The sequence below is a fragment of the Enterococcus sp. 5H genome (genome assembly GCF_028128615.1).
In the GTDB taxonomy this organism is placed as follows: Bacteria; Bacillota; Bacilli; order Lactobacillales; family Enterococcaceae; genus Enterococcus_L.
Genome location: NZ_AMDP01000019.1, coordinates 228,887 through 246,922, shown reverse-complemented (window position 1 = coordinate 246,922; position 18,036 = coordinate 228,887). Strand labels below are relative to the sequence as shown.

At 37.4% G+C, this 18,036-nt stretch carries 16 protein-coding genes; 1 reads left to right on the top strand and 15 read right to left on the bottom strand.

Annotated elements, in window-relative coordinates:
* Positions 1–201 precede the first annotated feature (201 nt).
* From C240_RS07180 to C240_RS07135, 10 genes are all read right to left on the bottom strand, one after another.
* Positions 202–1,953, bottom strand: a complete 1,752-nt coding sequence (locus tag C240_RS07180) for an oligopeptide ABC transporter substrate-binding protein (protein ID WP_442896581.1) — start codon at positions 1,951–1,953, stop codon at positions 202–204.
* A 44-nt stretch (positions 1,954–1,997) separates the two neighbouring features.
* A complete protein-coding gene (locus C240_RS07175; protein WP_271493211.1) occupies positions 1,998–2,900 on the bottom strand; it encodes an ABC transporter permease in 903 nt (300 codons plus the stop codon).
* Positions 2,901–2,930: 30 nt separating this feature from the next.
* Positions 2,931–3,893, bottom strand: coding sequence for an oligopeptide ABC transporter permease (gene opp4B, locus C240_RS07170; RefSeq protein ID WP_271493210.1), 963 nt, complete (start codon positions 3,891–3,893; stop codon positions 2,931–2,933).
* Positions 3,893–4,837 carry an ATP-binding cassette domain-containing protein gene (locus tag C240_RS07165; RefSeq protein ID WP_271493209.1) on the bottom strand — a complete coding sequence of 315 codons (945 nt, stop codon included), beginning with the start codon at positions 4,835–4,837 and terminating at the stop codon, positions 3,893–3,895. The genes opp4B and C240_RS07165 overlap by 1 nt, the downstream gene beginning before the upstream one ends.
* On the bottom strand, positions 4,837–5,844 hold the full coding sequence (locus tag C240_RS07160; protein WP_271493208.1) for an ABC transporter ATP-binding protein: 1,008 nt from the start codon (positions 5,842–5,844) through the stop codon (positions 4,837–4,839). Before C240_RS07160 ends, C240_RS07165 begins: the two co-directional genes overlap by 1 nt.
* Positions 5,845–6,153: 309 nt before the next feature.
* Positions 6,154–6,393: an acyl carrier protein gene (gene acpP / locus C240_RS07155; RefSeq protein WP_271493206.1), complete on the bottom strand. Its 240-nt coding sequence runs from the start codon at positions 6,391–6,393 to the stop codon at positions 6,154–6,156.
* A gap of 143 nt (positions 6,394–6,536) precedes the next feature.
* Complete coding sequence (gene plsX, locus C240_RS07150; protein ID WP_271493205.1) at positions 6,537–7,535, bottom strand: phosphate acyltransferase PlsX; 999 nt, start codon at positions 7,533–7,535, stop codon at positions 6,537–6,539.
* Positions 7,536–7,647: 112 nt separating this feature from the next.
* A complete protein-coding gene (gene recG, locus C240_RS07145; RefSeq protein ID WP_271493204.1) occupies positions 7,648–9,687 on the bottom strand; it encodes an ATP-dependent DNA helicase RecG in 2,040 nt (679 codons plus the stop codon).
* Positions 9,688–9,905: 218 nt separating this feature from the next.
* On the bottom strand, positions 9,906–11,585 hold the full coding sequence (locus C240_RS07140; RefSeq protein ID WP_271493203.1) for a DAK2 domain-containing protein: 1,680 nt from the start codon (positions 11,583–11,585) through the stop codon (positions 9,906–9,908).
* A 195-nt stretch (positions 11,586–11,780) separates the two neighbouring features.
* Positions 11,781–12,143, bottom strand: coding sequence for an Asp23/Gls24 family envelope stress response protein (locus tag C240_RS07135; RefSeq protein ID WP_010761897.1), 363 nt, complete (start codon positions 12,141–12,143; stop codon positions 11,781–11,783).
* A gap of 267 nt (positions 12,144–12,410) precedes the next feature.
* On the opposite strand from C240_RS07135, the gene rpmB reads away from it, so the two are divergent.
* Positions 12,411–12,599 carry a 50S ribosomal protein L28 gene (gene rpmB / locus C240_RS07130; protein ID WP_010761898.1) on the top strand — a complete coding sequence of 63 codons (189 nt, stop codon included), beginning with the start codon at positions 12,411–12,413 and terminating at the stop codon, positions 12,597–12,599.
* A 45-nt stretch (positions 12,600–12,644) separates the two neighbouring features.
* Here the strand turns inward: rpmB and C240_RS07125 are convergent, their stop codons facing one another.
* The 5 genes from C240_RS07125 to C240_RS07105 all read right to left on the bottom strand — a co-directional run bounded on the left by C240_RS07125 (position 12,645) and on the right by C240_RS07105 (position 18,032).
* On the bottom strand, positions 12,645–13,292 hold the full coding sequence (locus C240_RS07125) for a thiamine diphosphokinase (RefSeq protein WP_271493190.1): 648 nt from the start codon (positions 13,290–13,292) through the stop codon (positions 12,645–12,647).
* On the bottom strand, positions 13,292–13,942 hold the full coding sequence (rpe, locus tag C240_RS07120; protein ID WP_271493188.1) for a ribulose-phosphate 3-epimerase: 651 nt from the start codon (positions 13,940–13,942) through the stop codon (positions 13,292–13,294). Before rpe ends, C240_RS07125 begins: the two co-directional genes overlap by 1 nt.
* A 174-nt stretch (positions 13,943–14,116) precedes the next feature.
* The gene (gene rsgA, locus C240_RS07115) at positions 14,117–15,019 is read right to left on the bottom strand and encodes a ribosome small subunit-dependent GTPase A (RefSeq protein ID WP_271493186.1); all 903 of its coding nucleotides are present in this window, start codon (positions 15,017–15,019) and stop codon (positions 14,117–14,119) included.
* 104 nt (positions 15,020–15,123) lie between these two features.
* Complete coding sequence (pknB, locus tag C240_RS07110; protein WP_271493184.1) at positions 15,124–17,286, bottom strand: Stk1 family PASTA domain-containing Ser/Thr kinase; 2,163 nt, start codon at positions 17,284–17,286, stop codon at positions 15,124–15,126.
* Complete coding sequence (locus tag C240_RS07105) at positions 17,283–18,032, bottom strand: Stp1/IreP family PP2C-type Ser/Thr phosphatase (protein WP_271493183.1); 750 nt, start codon at positions 18,030–18,032, stop codon at positions 17,283–17,285. Before C240_RS07105 ends, pknB begins: the two co-directional genes overlap by 4 nt.
* Positions 18,033–18,036 lie beyond the last annotated feature (4 nt).

Here is an 18,036-nt window from a genome sequence, read left to right as displayed (position 1 = left end):
TTTCGATCACATTGTCGGAAATCACGAAGAATATTGTGATTCGATGATGAACGGCGCAAAACACAGAATATACGTTGCTTCTTTTAAAAGCTCTAAGAATTGAAAGCTTCGACAATCTCGTAAAACCCGCACAATGCGTTTTATGCATTGTGCGGGTTTTCGTCTAATTCAATTGCCCAAGTCTAACACAATTTCAGTTTTTTAACGGCTTTCAGCTGTTAATTCAATACTATAAAAATCTCTAGTATCTTCATAATTCCAAGTAAATGATTTTACTCGATCACTGATTGGCATAATTTCATTACGGTATAATGTCGGAATAACTGGTGCTTGTTCAAACATATACTTTTGCCATGCGTCATATGCTTCTTTACGTTTCTCAGCATCAAATGACTCTTTTGAAACAATAGCATCTAGCAATTTATCATTCTCTTCAGATGAGAAACGAGAATAGTTAAACGCCGCATTACGTCCATATAAACCAACTGGTGCTGGTGCAGTACTTACACCCCACGCGCCTTGGAAAACATCGATCTCAGGATCATCATTTTTCAACTTATCATAAAACGCTTGGAAATCAATTAAACGACCAGTTGCTAATTTAACATCCAACCCAATCTCTTTCCATTGTTGAATATAGTAATCTGCTAACGGTTGCGCTGTCTCACCACCAGCCATTGAAGCAAAGTTAATAGTTAATTTTTCACCTTTTGGCGTTTCTCTGAAACCATCATCATCTGTATCTTTGTATCCGGCATCATCTAATAATTTTTTCGCTTTTTCTATATCATATGTGTAACCTTTAATTTCTGAATCGTGCAATGTTTTGAAAATTGGCGGGATTAATGTTGTTGCATTTGTCCGTAAGCCGTTATAAAATTTCTCACCTACGGCATCATTATCTAATGCGTAGCCCATCGCTTGACGTAATTTAACATCACCCATTTTAGAATCTAGGTTCGTAACAACTTCACCTTTTTCTTTGTCAAACGTACCTAAATTAAAACCAATATACGTATAAGCTAATTCTTCTCGGCCTAACATTTGGTAACCATCTGTATCTTTGTATGTTGGATAATTATCTGTTGGCATTGAGTAAACCATGTCATATTTTTTAGCATTCAAAGCTTCAACAATTGAAGATGTTGGCACATTTGTGAACACCATTTTATCTAGTTTTGGTTTGCCTTTATAATAGTGCTCATTTGGTAGGTATTCCACTGATTCACCTGTAACTACTTTGCTTACGTAATATGGTCCAAATGAAACAGGATTTTTACGTACAGCATCACTTTGCTCTTGATCTTTGATTGGAATATCTTTAAAAATGTGTTTCGGAGCTGGACGAGTGTAAACACCACCATCTAATTGAAGCATGTCAGGATTTACTTCTTTATATGAAATTTCTGTAGTCAAATCATCAATCTTTTTGATTCCAGAAATTGAATCAGCTTTGCCATCATGGTACTCTTCCATCCCAACAATGTTTATAAACTGATCGTCATAACGGATTCCTGTGTAATCTTTATTTCCGATAACTTCATACGGATAAATAACGTCATCTGCAGTCACTGGTTCCCCATCTGACCATTTTACATCTTTTTGCAAGGTAATAGTTGCTTTTTTAGCATCCACGTCTAGATCCAATTTAGCAACACCTTCATCTGTAATGACAAAATCTTCATCATATGAAAATAACGATTCATCGAAAGGTCTCATATAATAATTATCATAGGTATCTTCATAATACATGGCTGAAAATAACCCTCTGAACTGCGTATCAGACGCTACTGCAACATCTAACGTGCCGCCTTTAATTGCTTCACCGTCATTTTTAACGGTCATAGAAAACTTGCTAATATCCTCTGTCTCCACATTTTTGTTGCCGGAATCTGATTTGTTACCGCCACCACATGCAGCTAAAGTCAATGTTGCAACTGCTGCCAATGTCATAAAACCCAAAAACTTACTGTTCTTCACTTTCCTTCCTCCTATTCTTAACCTAAACGTTGTCTTGCATCTGCTGAACGCTTAAACGCTTGGCCAATATAATTTATACATAACATCATTACTAAAATTAGCAACGATGCAGGTACCCAAATCCAAGTTTTATTCGCTAAAACATCTCCATTGCTCGCATAACCAATCAAGGTTCCTAAACTAGGTACACTCGTCGGTAAACCAAAGCCTAAAAAGGTTAAGGTTGTTTCAATCCCAATATTTGCTGCAAAGTTAATCGTTAAGTTCGTAATGATTAATGAACTTAAATTCGGCATAATTTCCCGAAACATAATTTTAAAATCACTACTACCTAAAGTTTTAGACGCACTCACATAGTCTTTACGTCCTTCAGATAACGTCTTACTTCTAAATAACCGCGCTTTGGCGACCCAATAAAAAGCACTCATTATCCAAACAAATGACCAAACACTATAATGCGGAATAACGGTAACAAATACAATAATTATCATTAAAATAGGCAAAATCATAATGAAATCAACTATTCTCATGACAACATTATCAAAAACTCCGCCATAATAACCAGAAACAATCCCAATACTTACCCCGATAATTGAAGTGATAATTGTAATGGCAAAACCAATCACGACAGAATTACGGGCACCAATAATTAATTGTCCCAAAACATCGCGGCCACCTTCGTCTGCGCCTAAAATAAAGTTGCCTCCGGGTTCTGCATACTTATCTAAAATACTGACTGTCATCACTTTATCTTGGTCCACAACTATAGCACCAATAAAAACAGTTAATAATATAATAACTAAAACGATTAACGAAAATATTGCCAAACGATCTTTTTTGAATTCTCTTGCGATCATCCGAAATCCCATTGGCGGTATTGCTTCAGCAATGATTTCTGTACTCTCTACATTTTTATCCATTTAGATTCTCCTCTCCTTAAAATTGATTTTTTACTGAATACGAATTCGCGGATCCACAATACTCATAACAATATCTGAAATTAAATTCCCGACAAGCGTTGCAGTCCCTAAAATCAATACTAAGGCGGTAATCACGGCGTAATCTCTTTGTCCGATAGAATCAATAAACAATTTCCCAATCCCCGGATAACCAAAAATTCGCTCGATAACGACTGATCCGCTAATTAAAGCCGTAATTTCATAGCTTAATTGCGAGATAATTGGCAAAGAAGCATTTCTAAAGATATGTCTTGTATAAACTTTATTTGTCGGCACTCCTTTTGAACGGGCAGTCCGAACATAATCCAATGACTGAGAGTCAATTACTTCATTTCGTAAATACTGAATAGTAATCGCTGTACCAAGCAATGCTTGAGACAATGCAGGTAAAATCAAATGGTAAAACCGATCCCAAACATAGGCAGCCGTTCCCGGTGATACCCCACTGGAGACAGATCCAGTTGTCGGAAACCAATCCAGCCGATAACCAAAAACAAACAGCATAACTAATGCAAAAATAAATGGCGGTACAGCAAAACTAAAGAAATTGTAAATCACAACAAATTTATCTAAAAATGAATTTTGGTAACGTCCCGATAACACACCTAATGGTAACGCGATCGCGTACATAATTACCACTGTTAATAATGACAATAAAATAGTGTTTACTGCACGATTTCCAATCAATGTGGAAACAGGTAACTTGTAAATAAAACTTTCCCCTAAATCTCCTTGAAAGACATTCCCTATCCAGCGAATATATTGTGTCGTCCACGGATCATTCAACCCAGCTGCTTCACGCATTTTTTCAATAACAGCAGGATCAGTATTTGGATTAATCAATCCAGTAAATGGATCACCCGGCATCATTTTAGCTAGTACAAAAATCAAAATACTTAAAATAAAAATCTGCGGGATCATAAAGAGTACACGTCGTAAAATCGTTTTCCACATTAGTTTGCACCCCCATTTTTCAACGCTACTTGATGCGTTTCACTAATTTTACGTAAATCATATACGCGTCCATCCTGATCGTAATACTCTTTTTGATTCTCCAGATATTCTTTTTCTACTTGGCGCCGCTGCTTCTTATGCTCTTCACGATTTGCTACATCAATTTTAGGAATCGCTGACAATAAACGCTTAGTATAAATATGCTGAGCATTCTGATAAATATCTTCCCGTGTGCCAATCTCTACAAAACGTCCTTTGTACATAATCGCAATATTGTCACACATATGCTTTACTACGCCTAAATCATGGGAAATAAATAAATAGCTCAAACCATACTCTTCCTGAATATTTTTCATAAAGTTCAATACTTGAGCTTGAACGGATAAATCCAAAGCAGAAACTGGTTCATCAGCAACAATTAACTTAGGATTCGTAGCTACTGCACGAGCAACACCTAATCGCTGACGCTGACCTCCAGAAAACTCATGAGGATATTTGTACAATGCATCTTCCGGCATACCAACAATATCCAGCAAGCCTTTGACTTTTTTCTTTTCCTCTTGGTCACTCAAACGTTCAAAATTACGAATAGGTTCAGCGATAATATCCAATACTCGTTTTTTCGGATTTAAACTAGACATTGAATCTTGGAAGATCATTTGAACATCTTTGTTGTATTTAATCGCTTTTCGATTATGTGCTTTAGTAATATCGTTATTTTGATATAAAATATTTCCGCTAGTCACTTTTTCTAAGCCTACAATGGCTTTTCCAGTTGTTGACTTACCTGAACCAGATTCTCCAACTAAACCGTATGTTTTACCTTTTTCGATAATAAAATTAACTCCGTCAACAGCTAGTACATGGTCAGTCACTCGATTGAAGAAACCACTGCGGATTGGGTAATGCACTTTTAAATCTTTAATCTGGATTATTTCTGTCATTACGCTTCCTCCTGTTCGTCTCTAAAATGGAAATGCTGATAACATGTACAGCGAACAAGATGACCTTCTGCCACTTCATGTAGTTCTGGCGAATCCTCATGAGCTGTTGGTGCGATCCAAGGAATTCTTGGCGCAAAACGACAACCTTGTCTTGGTAACTTGCTTAAAGAAGGGACAACGCCTTCAATTACATGTAGCTGACTATCATCTGAATTTTCTTGCGGAATTGATTGTAATAAAGAACGTGTATACGGATGCTTAGGATTAGTAAATAATTCTTCCGCAGAAGCAACCTCTACAAACTGACCTGCATACATCACGGCTACTCGATCGGCCATTTCAGCCACAACACCTAAATCATGCGTGATTAAAATAATTCCTGCGCCTGTTTCTTCTTGTAAATCCTTTAGTAAATCTAAAATCTGTGCCTGAATTGTTACATCTAATGCAGTTGTCGGTTCATCGGCAATTATAATTGCTGGTTTACAAGCAATTGCAATGGCAATAATCACACGTTGACGCATGCCTCCTGAAAGTTCATGTGGATATTGTTTCCCCACACGCTCAGGGTTTGGAATGCCAACTTGAGTCAGCAACTCAATCGCACGCGCTTGTTTTTGTTCTTTATTTAAATCTGTATGATAAGTCAAACTTTCTTTGATTTGCTCTTCGATACGCATCAAAGGGTTAAGCGCTGACAATGGATCTTGAAAAATCATCCCAATATCATTCCCGCGAACTTTGTTATATAGTTGTTCATTAAACGTTGTCAAATTTAAATCTTTATAAATTATTTCTCCCGTGACGCGTGTATTATCTGCATCATGTAAACCCATAATAGTTGTTGCTAAAGTACTTTTCCCGCAGCCAGATTCACCAACAATTGCTAAAATCTCGTTTTTCTTTAAGGTGAAAGACACATCGTCTACTGCATCATAATATTCGTCCTTTAATCGAAAACCCGTATGAAGATTTACAACGTCTAATAATTGATTCTCCTCACTCACTTTAAACACTCCTTCATTGATAACTTCCAGTAAAAAAAATGTAAATAGAAAACACTTGATTCGTTACACAAAAATTACTTTCAAAATCTAATTGTAATCTTTTTTAGCAATTGTATATAATTACAATCAAAATTGCAACTTTTCGATAGAAATAGATACAAAAAAAGATCAAGATCCCAATTAGTTAAGGAAAATTACCAACACTTAGTAAAATCCCATCCTATTGCAACAAAAAAAGCGCATCGATTCAACGAATCAACGCACTTTTTCAAGAAGTTTAGTATTTTGGGTTAAACTCTTATTTCTCAATTATAAATTATTTGTAATATAATCTACAGCGGCTCCAACTGTTTCGATTTTCTCTGCATCTTCATCAGAAATTTCTGTACCAAACTCATCTTCAAGCTCTAAAACAAATTCCATTACGCTAATAGAATCTGCATTCAAGTCATCTTTAATGTTTAATTGATCTGTGACATTTTCAGGTTCAATATCAAAGTGGTTTGAGATAATCTTCGCTACTTTTTCAAGTACTTCTTCACGAGTCAACTGTATTCACCTCCACTGTTTTTGAAAAACGTAACTCCTTAAAGAGTTAAACGCTATGATACATTGTACTCACAAATGAGTAATTTGTCCATCTTTTTTTTCAATCTTATTACAAAACAGTTGCAATCAAGTTGCATAAACTGTTATTCTTTCGTTTTATAATAACTTACAAGCTGCGGAACAACGTCTGTTTCCAACATTGTATGGATTTGACGAATAGTGTAGCGAACTGCTTCTGGACCAGTTGATCCGTGTGTTTTAATCACTGGTGCTTTCAAACCAAAAAGAACTGCTCCACCATGTTTTGAATAATCCATCTCGCTTTTCATACCGCGCAATGCATCTTTTAATAATAAGGCACCCATTTTTCCTTTAAAGCCTTCTGCCAAAATGGAAGATTTTAATAAACCCATCATATTTAATGCTGTACCTTCAATTGATTTCAAGACAGCGTTCCCTGTGAATCCATCAGTCACTACAACATCCGCTGCTCCATTCAATAGATCACGAGCTTCAACATTGCCGATAAAATTAATACTTTCTTCTGCCGAAAGTAATTCAAACGCTGCTTTTGTTAATTCGCTGCCTTTGGTTTCTTCTGTTCCGTTATTTAAAAGACCGACACGAGGCTTCGTGATATTTCTAACTTTCTCAGCATAAAAAGAACCTAATACAGCATATTGAACTAAATGCTCTGGCTTATTGTCTGCATTTGCACCTAAATCAAGCATATCAAAACCACCGTCAGGCTGACCAATAACTGGTAAAGTTGACATTAAACCTGGACGTTCAACGTTTTTGATTCTTCCAACGATAAATAAACCAGCAGCTAATAATGCTCCTGTATTACCAGCAGAAAAAATTGCATCCGCTTCGCCATCTTTTACCGCTTGTGCTGCTAAAACCATTGAAGCTGTTTTTTTACGACGAATTGCTTTTACGGGCTCATCGTCACTGTTAATTTTTTCGTCCGTATGAATGATTGTGATATTTGTTTCATCAGTCACGTATTTTTTAATTTCAGCTTCTTTTCCATATAGTAAAAATTCAACTTCCGGAAAATCTTGTTTGGCTAACATTACTCCTTCAACGATAGCCTGCGGCGCCTGATCGCCGCCCATTGCATCAACTGCAATCTTCATAAATAATCCCTCCTAGGTATTTCTCAACAAGTAGTATAACATAACGAAAAGGGGAATGAATCACTTAGCATCCTTGCCTATCCGCCAGTAATTAAAATAGTCCTATTCCTGTCTAATCAAAAAATTGATGCTCAGTTTCATGCGGTTTAATTTTCTCTGCTAAACCTTGATATTCAGGCAGTATCCACCATTGACTTTTTTGCCAAATCGATGATGCTTCTTGGCGCGCAACCTCTAAAATATTAAAATCAGTTACGATATCACCAACTGCAAATTGTGGAATCCCTGATTGTCTAGCTCCAAAAACTTCACCCGGTCCACGAAGCTCTAAATCTTTTTCGCTTAAGATAAAACCATTATTCGTCTCTGTCATGATTTTCATACGTTCAACACCCATTTCGTTCTTCGGGTTGGCAACTAAAATACAATAAGAAGCTTCCGAGCCACGTCCCACACGACCACGAAGCTGATGTAATTGGGCTAAACCAAAACGGTCAGCATCCATAATTAACATAACCGTGGCATTAGGAACATTTACCCCAACTTCGATTACTGTCGTAGAAACAAGCAGTTGAAGTTTATTTTCTTTAAATTCTTGCATGATTTCATCTTTTTCCTGATTTTTCATTTTTCCGTGAAGTAATCCCACTTGATAATCAGGATTAAAGAACGCTGACATATGTTCAAAGATCTCAGTTGCATTTTTCACATCTAATGCTTCTGACTCTTCAATTAAGGGACAAATAACATAAGCTTGATGTCCTCGTGCTAGTTCTTTTTGCATCCACTCTAACACTGTATCTAGTTGCGGCGGCCTAATCCAGCGAGTTTCAATTGGAATTCGACCTGCGGGCATTTCGTCAATAATTGAAACATCCATTTCCCCAAACGCTGTAATCGCAAGAGTTCTAGGAATCGGCGTCGCTGTCATAAAGAGTACATCCGGTTTCAAACCTTTTTCTCTTAAAATCCTTCGTTGATTCACACCAAATCGATGCTGCTCATCTGTAATAACTAAGCCTAATTTATGAAAAATAACATCCTCCTGAATTAACGCATGGGTTCCTATAATAATATCGATTTCTCCTGATGAAAGTTGTGCGAGAATTTCACGTCGTTCTTTTGTTTTAGTTGAACCTGTCAGTAAAGCCGTGCGAACTTCCAGAGGATCATATAATTGCTGTAAACTTTCCATATGCTGCTGGGCTAAAATTTCTGTTGGGACCATTAAAGCACCTTGAAAACCAGCTGTCATCGTCGCGTAAAGAGCAATGGCTGCTACTACTGTTTTCCCACTCCCTACATCACCTTGTAATAATCGCTGCATATGACTTGGGCTCATTAAATCCCGACAGATTTCATTTGTCACTTTTTTCTGAGCTGAGGTGAGTTCAAATGGAAGTTTTTGCGTAAATCCCTTCAATCGCTCGACATCATATTGGATCATCAAGCCATTTTTCTCAGCTTTTTCTTGGCGTTTTAATCCTTGCATTTTCAGTTGGAATAAGAAAAATTCTTCAAAAACGACACGACGTTTCGCTTGGTGACTTTCTTCAGGATTACTTGGAAAGTGCATCGCAAATATTGCATCTTTTCTTGGCATTAACCGATACTTTTCTAATAACTCTTCTGGTAAAATCTCAGGAATTAACTCGCCATATTTTTCAAAAGCCGTACGAATCAATTGGATCAAACTACTTTGCCGAACTTTTTTATTCACATGATAGATTGGGGCAAAATCTTCTCCGTCATTTTTAGCTGCTAAAATCTTCATACCGTTAAGCGCTTTTCGTTTGGCATCCCATTTTCCATACACAGCAATTTCTTCTGATAAAACGATTTTGCCTTTTAAGTACGGCTGGTTAAAGAAAGAAACATTGATGACTGCATGATCTTGCATCATCCGAAACATTAGGCGGCTTTTTTTATATCCGTAGCGGCTGACCACTGGCTCAGAGACAACTAAACCTTTTAGCGTGACTTTTTCTTGATCTTGGATTTCATTTAGTTCCTTTTCCTGAATATCATCATAGCGAAACGGATAATAGGTAAGTAGGTCTTCAACGGTTTGAATACCCAGCTCTTTCAAGTTTTCTGCACGCTTAGGACCAACACCAGCTAACACAGCAATATCATCTGACAAGTTCATCAATTTTCCTCCTTTCATAATTAGTTACGTAATTTTTGCTTGTTTTTTTTAAACTACAAAAAAGAGGTCGGAACAAAACTAAACTCAGTTTTGCACCGCCTCTAAATCCGCTTAAACGGCGAGAAAAGTTACTGCACGATTCAACTATCAACGTCTAAGAGATTGAAAAAGTTGATTCTTAGCACATTTCACTGTTTATTCGGCATTTGTTAAATCATAAATTATTCAGCTGAAAACAGATACGGATAAACAGGTTGTCCGCCTTCATGAAGTTCTGTTTCTAAATCTTCAAATTCAGCAGTTAATGCTTCTACTAATTTCTCAGCTTCGTTTAATGTACCGCCTTCACCTACAATGATTGTCACGATCTCTGTATCTTCATCAATCATTCGTTTTAGCGTATCTAATGATGCTGCAAACATATCAGGTTCAGAAACAACGATTTTGCCGTCAATCATCCCAAGATAGTCATCTTTTTTAATTTCAACATTATCGATTGTTGTATCACGAACAGCAGTAGTTACTTGACCGCTGACTACACTTTCAATCATTTCAGTCATCGTTGCTTGATTTTTTTCCAGTGTTTGGTTGTCATTGAAAGCCAACATCGCTGTCATTCCTTGTGAAATTGTTTTCGTTGGAACAACGGCTACTGGAATATCTGCTACTTCAGCTGCTTGATCGGCTGCCATAAAGATATTTTTGTTATTAGGTAAAATAATAACTTGATCGGCATTCACTTCTTTGACAGCTTTTAAAATGTCTTCCGTACTTGGATTCATTGTTTGACCGCCGCTGATGATGTAGCTTGCGCCAAGACTACGGAATAATTCCTGTACACCTTCACCTGCTGCAATAGCAATTACGGCATAAGGTACACGTGCTTTTTTCGTAGCCGTTTGGGCTACTTGAGCATCATGTTCAACTAATGTTTCATGCTGTAAACGCATGTTATCTACTTTAATTTTAACCAATGAACCAAATTTTTGTCCGTAATTCATAACTTCACCTGGGTGTTCTGTATGAACATGGACTTTGATGATTTCATCGTCGTTTACTACAAGCAATGAGTCACCTAGTTCATTTAAGTAATTTCTAAATGTTTCATAATCGAAGTCACTGTCTACTGTCGGACCTTCTCCGATTTGAACCATGATTTCTGTACAGTAGCCAAATTTAATATCTTCTGTCGCTACATGTCCACTAACACCGCGATGATGTTCAGCATTCACCATTTCGTCCATTTCACCTGGAGTTGGCTCATAGACTTCTGTCGCTAAAAAGTTACCTGATAAAGCTTCCAAGAAACCTTCATAGATAAATAGTAACCCTTGACCACCACTATCAACTACGCCAACTTCTTTTAATACAGGTAAAAGATCCGGAGTTTTAGCCAAAGCACGTTTAGCACCTTTAACGACCGCTTCCAGTACTTCAATACAGTCATCTGTTTCGTTTGCTTTACGTTCACCTGAACGAGCGGCTTCACGAGAAACAGTCAAAATTGTTCCTTCAACTGGTTTCATAACTGCTTTATATGCTGTTTCAACGCCATGAGTGAACGCTTGTGCTAAATCTTTAGCATTTAGTGTTTCTACATCCGGAATTTGCTTTGAAAAACCACGGAATAATTGTGACAAAATAACACCAGAATTCCCTCTAGCGCCCATTAATAGGCCTTTTGAAAGAACTGCAGCCAATTCGCCGACTTTCTCAGAACGAGAATCAGCAACAGCTTTCGCTCCACTTGTCATCGATAAGTTCATATTCGTTCCTGTATCACCATCAGGCACAGGGAAAACATTTAATGAGTTGACATACTCTGCATTGACATGCAGACGACTCGCACCAGCCTGTACCATCTCTTGGAACTGACTTGCACTGATTTCTGTTACATTCACCTAAAAAATCCTCCTTTAGATTCACTGTTGCATCGAAAAGTGAAGTACATCGATTAGCTTATGAGCAATATTAGAACACAAACTTTAGCAGAGTTTATCTCTGCGAATTTTTATTCGTTATTGCCGATTGAGCTGATGTACGCAGCTAGACATATCGAAAAGCGAAGTACTATTTCTCTGCTAACAGCCGGCTACCTAATCAGGCAACACACGAACACCTTGAACAAATACGTTGACAGAATTAGCCGTTACGCCTAATAATGTTTCAAGGTTATATTTTACTTTTTCTTGGACATTTCGAGAAACTTCCGAAATTTTTGTTCCATAACTGACAATTGTATATACGTCTACCGCAACACCGTTTTCTTCTTGGCGTACGACGACACCTTTAGAATAATTCTCTTTGCGTAAAATGCCATTTAAATTATCTTTAATTTGGTTTTTACTTGCCATACCGACGATTCCGTAGATATCCGTTGCAGCTCCGCCGACAACAGTCGCAATAACCTCATTGGTAATCTCAATGGTACCTGCTGGTGTTTTAATTTTTACAGCCATTGATGAAAGCCTCCTTAAAGAGCATAATTGCCCTATTTTCTTCTATAATATTTTAACATAGCCGTACCCCAATGAAAAGGAAGTTAACCAGATTATTATAGAGCGTCTCATCATAAGTTACTAATAATTGTATAATTTACATCGTTTGTTGGTAAAAGTCAATCTAGATTTAAAATCTTCTTGCAAAGTCTTGTAAATTATGATAGATTAATCTAGTATGAGCTGAAAACTATCGCTCCGAGATCAAAGCAAAGGAGGAAACTAAAAATGGCAAAAGTATGTTACTTTACTGGTCGCAAGACAAGCAGCGGCAATAACCGCTCACATGCAATGAACGCTACTAAACGTACTGTTAAACCTAACTTGCAAAAAGTTCGTGTATTAATAGACGGTAAACCTAAAAAAGTTTGGGTGTCAACTCGTGCTTTGAAATCTGGTAAAATCGAGCGTGTTTAATAGAACGTAATCAAAAAGCTGAACGGCATGCCGTTCAGCTTTTTTTTATTTTTGTCCATCCCGACTTTGAATCACAGCAATCATTCCTGAATCAAACGAAAAACTTGCCGTTTCACCTACAAATTCATTACTAGCAAACGATGTCGGAATTGTGACATCTGTCTGATCCAGAGTATACTTACTACCCATAAGTGTCAGCTTTGCAACTGGAGTCAAACAACAATATGCCAGATAATTCATTTGAGGCTCTTTAGTGATTGTATAGCTTCCCGGAAGATAATAAGAAAGACTATTTTTTTGATCTTTTAATTGTATTTGACCTGCAAAATTTTGGAAACGGGGTTCTAAAGGCAGCCATAAGTTAGATAAAAAGTGATCTAATCTACCACCAGTTGCACCAATAATCATAATCTCAGCTTCAGGGAATTTTTTTAACGTTAACGCTAATGCTAACTGCGTATCCGTATCATCTTTTTCAGCCTGAGCTTGTTCTATTTCTTTTGCTTGCAGCTGAACTTGTTGTTTTTCTTCCGCTGTTAACGAATCAAAATCACCAACAGCTAAATCTAAACGCCAGCCATGTTCTAAAATAAACAAACTGCCTCGATCAATACCAACAAAATAATCAATTGCTTCCACATCAAATTGCGGCCATTCCTTAGGCGTGCCGCCAGCTACAAGTAAAATATTCATTAGCCCAACACAGCTTTCAATGCATCAATTCGCTCTTTTGGACTTTCTGAGTTATAGATATAAGATCCTGCTACGAATACATTGGCACCCGCTTCTTTACAACGTTTCGCTGTTGTTGGATCAATTCCACCGTCTACTTCGATATCATAAGTATAGCCTTTTTCTTCTTTCCACGCTTTTAATTGAGCGATTTTATCTAACGAACTTTCGATAAATGATTGTCCGCCAAAGCCTGGGTTAACGGTCATAATTAAGACTTGATCGACTAAATCAAGAACATATTCAATAGCTGATAGCGGCGTTCCCGGATTAATAACAACTCCAGCTTTAACACCTGCCGCTTTAATCATTTGGATTGCACGGTGAATATGAGGTGTTGATTCTTGATGAACTGTAATGATATCCGCTCCAGCTTTAGCAAAATCTTCAATATAGTTTTCTGGCTGAACAATCATTAAATGTACATCTAACGGTAATTTTGTAACTGGACGGATTGCTGATACAACGTTAGGACCTAAAGTAATATTCGGCACAAATTGCCCATCCATCACATCTACATGAATATAGTCGGCTCCTAACTTTTCGACTAATTGGATATCTCTTTCTAAATTGGCAAAATCAGCGCTTAAAATCGATGGTGCTAGTTTCATTCAAACCTCTCCTTTTTCTTTAAGGCTGAGACAAAAGTGTTTAGCTCCGAAAAATAAGAAGGAGCTGCTTTTTTTCTCGCCGTTTATTCGGATCTAGTGAGTGAAACAAAACTGATTTTTAGTTTTGTCCCACTCACGACTATACTTTAAATAACGACTATACAAAATAAAAAATTATTGTTTTTTCTTGTAAATAGGTCTGCGATTTTCTATCTCTAGTAAAAATTGAAGATAATTATCATAGCGAGTTTGAGCGATCGTTCCTTCTTCAACACGCTTTTTCACTTCACATCCAGGCTCTTTACGATGCATACATTCACGGAATTTACATGAAACGGATGCTTCAACAAATTCAGGAAATCTTTTCGGCAACTCTGTGGTTTCCATTTCTAAAAAGTCAATCGAGCTAAATCCTGGCGTATCCGCAACTAAACCATCATACAACGGTAATAATTCCACATGACGAGTGGTGTGTTTTCCCCGCCCTAATGATTCAGAAATTTCATCCGTTGCTAATTGTAAATCAGGAGAAATTTTATTCAGCAACGTCGATTTGCCAGCACCTGATTGGCCCATAAATACTGTTAAACGTTCCGGGAAATATTGTTCTAATAAATGCACAGCTTGGTCATCATTTTCTTGCGTAGCTGCAATTACAGGGTAACCAATTGCACCATAGACACTTTTGACCGCTGCCACACTGACTGCTTCTTCACCTGTTAATAAATCAATTTTGGTCAGGTAGATAATAGGTTCAATCTCTTTTTCTTCCAGAGTTACTAAAAAACGATCCAACAGGTTATAAGAAAAATTTGGCTCCACCATACTCATTACAATGACGCCTTGATCTACATTCGCTACAGGCGGACGGACAAGTTCATTATGCCTTGGGAAAACTTCAAGTAAATAACCATCAGTCAGATTATCGCTTTCAAACATCACTTCATCACCAACTAGCGGTGTAATTTTACGATTACGAAAATTCCCTCGCGCTCTTGTTTGAAATGTCTCTCCGTCTACATAGATATAGTAAAAACCACTCAACGCTTTTCTGATTTGACCTTTCAGAAATGCCACCTCCTTGTTTCTATTGGTTTTATTTTAACACAAAAAGAAGAGACAGTCAGAAACCTTATAAAATAGTTTCTATCTGTCCCTTTTCATTTATATTACCTAAAAAATTATTCTGCTGTGTTGTCTGTCGGATTAGAACTGTTTGAAAAGTTAACAGTTACTGTCGTACCTTTGGCAACACTATCGCCAGCGCTTGGTGACATACTAACAGCTTTTCCTTTTGATGTATCACCCGACCCAGCAACATATTTCAAGCCCGCACCTTCTATTTGTGACTTGGCTTCTGTTGGTGAAAGATTAACAACATTAGGAACTGTTACATTTCCTGGTCCAGTACTTACTCTTAACGTAATCTTACCACTATTAAGGTTGAAACTAGCGCCTGCTCCCGGATCTTGCGAGATAACAGCACCTTTTTCCACGGTATCACTAGATTCATCTACACGCGAAATCTGATTTGCCTTAATCCCTAATGCAGTTAACGCATTAACGGCATTATCATAGCTATAACCTACATAACTGCCTAGAACAGTTTTATCCGTTCCTTTGCTGACAGTTAACGTAATTTTCCCTGTCTTCGGATTTAGCGTTGATCCAGCACCAGGGCTTTGAGAAATGACTACGCCTGCTTCGACAGTATCACTTTCTTCGTCAGAACGAGAGATTTGATTTTCGCTAATACCTAGTTCAGCTAGAGCTGCAACAGCATTTTCATAACTATACCCAGCATAACTGCCAATATATACATCTTCTGGTCCTTCACTAACAACTAATGTGATTTCATCTGTTTTAGGGTCAACTTCTTCACCAGATTCAGGTGTTTGGCTAATAACTTTATCCTCATCAACGCTTGTGTCAGCTTCTCTTGTAATCTTAATTCTGCTTTCTTGGAAGCCTAATTTACCCAAAGCTTCAATCGCATCTTTATAGTTTTCACCTGTATAATCGCTCATCTTAATTTTTTTACTACCAGAACTGATATATAGCTCGATTTCGCGATTTTTCTTCACTGTTGCGTCAATTGTCGGGTCGGTTTTTACAACACGACCTTCTTCAATAGAATCGTCTGGAATTTCTTTGGTTTCAGCTTTAACTTTTAAACCAGCTTCTTCCAGTATGCTTCGCGCTTCTGCTTCTGTTTTATTTGCTACATTTGGAATTTTGACTTCACTGCTGCTGCTATTTCCAGCAAAATATAACAACCCGCCTACTAACAACGCAAGAAATAATAAGATTAAAGCAATCAGCCAGCGTTTTTTACGTTTCTTTTTCTTCTTGGCTGCAGCATCTTCTTGTTGTTTTATTTCTTCATGCTCATTTCGTTCTTCCGGTGGTGTCTCCATTGTATTGAATGAAGACGGCATTGGTGTCTCTTCAGTAATTGGAGTTAAAATTTTCGTTTCGCCTATTAGTCCAGTCGGTTGCCATTTTGGTTCATTCAACCGATTAGCTGCTAAAACAGTATATAGGTCACGAGACATTTCTTCTGCTGTCTTATAGCGATCAGCAGGATCTTTAGTCGTTGCGTGTAAAACAACATTCTCTAATGATTGAGGTACATTTGGATCAAAAATTTTAACGGACGGTATTTCTTCTTGGAAATGCTTCAATGCAATTGTAACTGCTGATTCACCGTCAAACGGAACATTTCCTGTTAACATCTCGTATAAAATGATTCCAACTGCGTAAACATCCGATTGATTAGTCGCCATGCTTCCTCTAGCTTGTTCTGGTGATAAATAGTGAACTGAGCCTAGCATAGTATTCGTTTGTGTGATCGATGTTTCCGTCAAAGCAATCGCAATTCCGAAATCTGTGATCTTCACAACGCCGCTTTCATCCATCAAAATATTTTGTGGTTTTAAATCTCTATGAATAATTCTATGTTCATGTGCAAGTGAAACTGCCGATAAAATTTGTTCCATGATATCAACAACTTTTGCATAAGGAATAGGATACTGTGTTTGAATATATCTTTTTAAATCCATTCCTTTTACGTATTCCATAACTAAGTATTGTAATCCGTCTTCCTCGCCTACATCATAGACACTAACGATATTCGGATGAACCAATTCAGTGGCAGCTAATGCTTCTCGTTGGAAACGTCGAATAGCAGCTTGATCGTTTTGAAAGTCAAAGCGCAAGACTTTAACAGCAACGTCGCGGTCAAGAATCAGGTCATGTGCTAAAAACACATTTGCCATACCCCCGCTACCAATATTGCCAATAATATGATATCGACCATTTAATTTTCTGCCGATTTCGATCATTGGTTTTCCTCCTTCTGTTCGTTAAAATGGATCACTAAAACAGTGATATTATCAGCACCGCCAGCTTCATTTGCGCGAGTAATTAATATATCTACTTTTTCAGATAATGTTCTTTCTGAAAGCAATACTGCTAAGATTTCTTCTTCAGAAACCATATTTGTCAGCCCATCTGAGCATAGTAAAATATAGTCATCATGAACCCAAAGATGGTTGGTTACATCAACTTCCACCATTCCAGGCATACCTAAAGAACGAGTCAAAACATTTTTACGTGGATGATTAGCCGCCATTTCACGAGTAATTTCTCCAGATTTGACTAGTTCGTTAACTAAAGAATGATCTTCTGTCAATTGTAATAGCTGATTATTACGCACTAAATATGCGCGACTATCACCAATATTAGCTAATACAAATGATTGATCTAATAAAACGGCGCTAACAATCGTCGTCCCCATTCCTAAGTATTCAGATTGAGATTGACCTTTTTGATAAATCTTCTCGTTTTCATCTTGGATTTCTTTAATTAGCCACTGTGCAGCTTTTTCAGACGTTTCAAGTGAACTTTCCTGCCAACGCTCGCCTAAATTATTTACCGCCATTTGACTCGCTACGTCACCTGCTTGATGACCACCCATTCCGTCAGCTAAAATAGCCAAAGAAACACCTGCTTGATTTTCAAATAAACCAGCATAATCTTGATTTGTATTTCGTTTTCGTCCAACATCTGTTTGAAAATTGATTTCCACTATG

Bases quoted from the DNA above. Each gene is read 5' to 3' on its own strand.
- C240_RS07180 (WP_442896581.1), bottom strand. From the start codon at position 1,953: ATGACATTGGCAGCAGTTGCAACATTGACTTTAGCTGCATGTGGTGGC.
- C240_RS07175 (WP_271493211.1), bottom strand. From the start codon at position 2,900: ATGGATAAAAATGTAGAGAGTACAGAAATCATTGCTGAAGCAATACCG.
- opp4B (WP_271493210.1), bottom strand. From the start codon at position 3,893: ATGTGGAAAACGATTTTACGACGTGTACTCTTTATGATCCCGCAGATT.
- C240_RS07165 (WP_271493209.1), bottom strand. From the start codon at position 4,837: ATGACAGAAATAATCCAGATTAAAGATTTAAAAGTGCATTACCCAATC.
- plsX (WP_271493205.1), bottom strand. From the start codon at position 7,535: ATGAAGATTGCAGTTGATGCAATGGGCGGCGATCAGGCGCCGCAGGCT.
- C240_RS07135 (WP_010761897.1), bottom strand. From the start codon at position 12,143: ATGGCTGTAAAAATTAAAACACCAGCAGGTACCATTGAGATTACCAAT.
- rpmB (WP_010761898.1), top strand. From the start codon at position 12,411: ATGGCAAAAGTATGTTACTTTACTGGTCGCAAGACAAGCAGCGGCAAT.
- C240_RS07125 (WP_271493190.1), bottom strand. From the start codon at position 13,292: ATGAATATTTTACTTGTAGCTGGCGGCACGCCTAAGGAATGGCCGCAA.
- rpe (WP_271493188.1), bottom strand. From the start codon at position 13,942: ATGAAACTAGCACCATCGATTTTAAGCGCTGATTTTGCCAATTTAGAA.
- pknB (WP_271493184.1), bottom strand. From the start codon at position 17,286: ATGATCGAAATCGGCAGAAAATTAAATGGTCGATATCATATTATTGGC.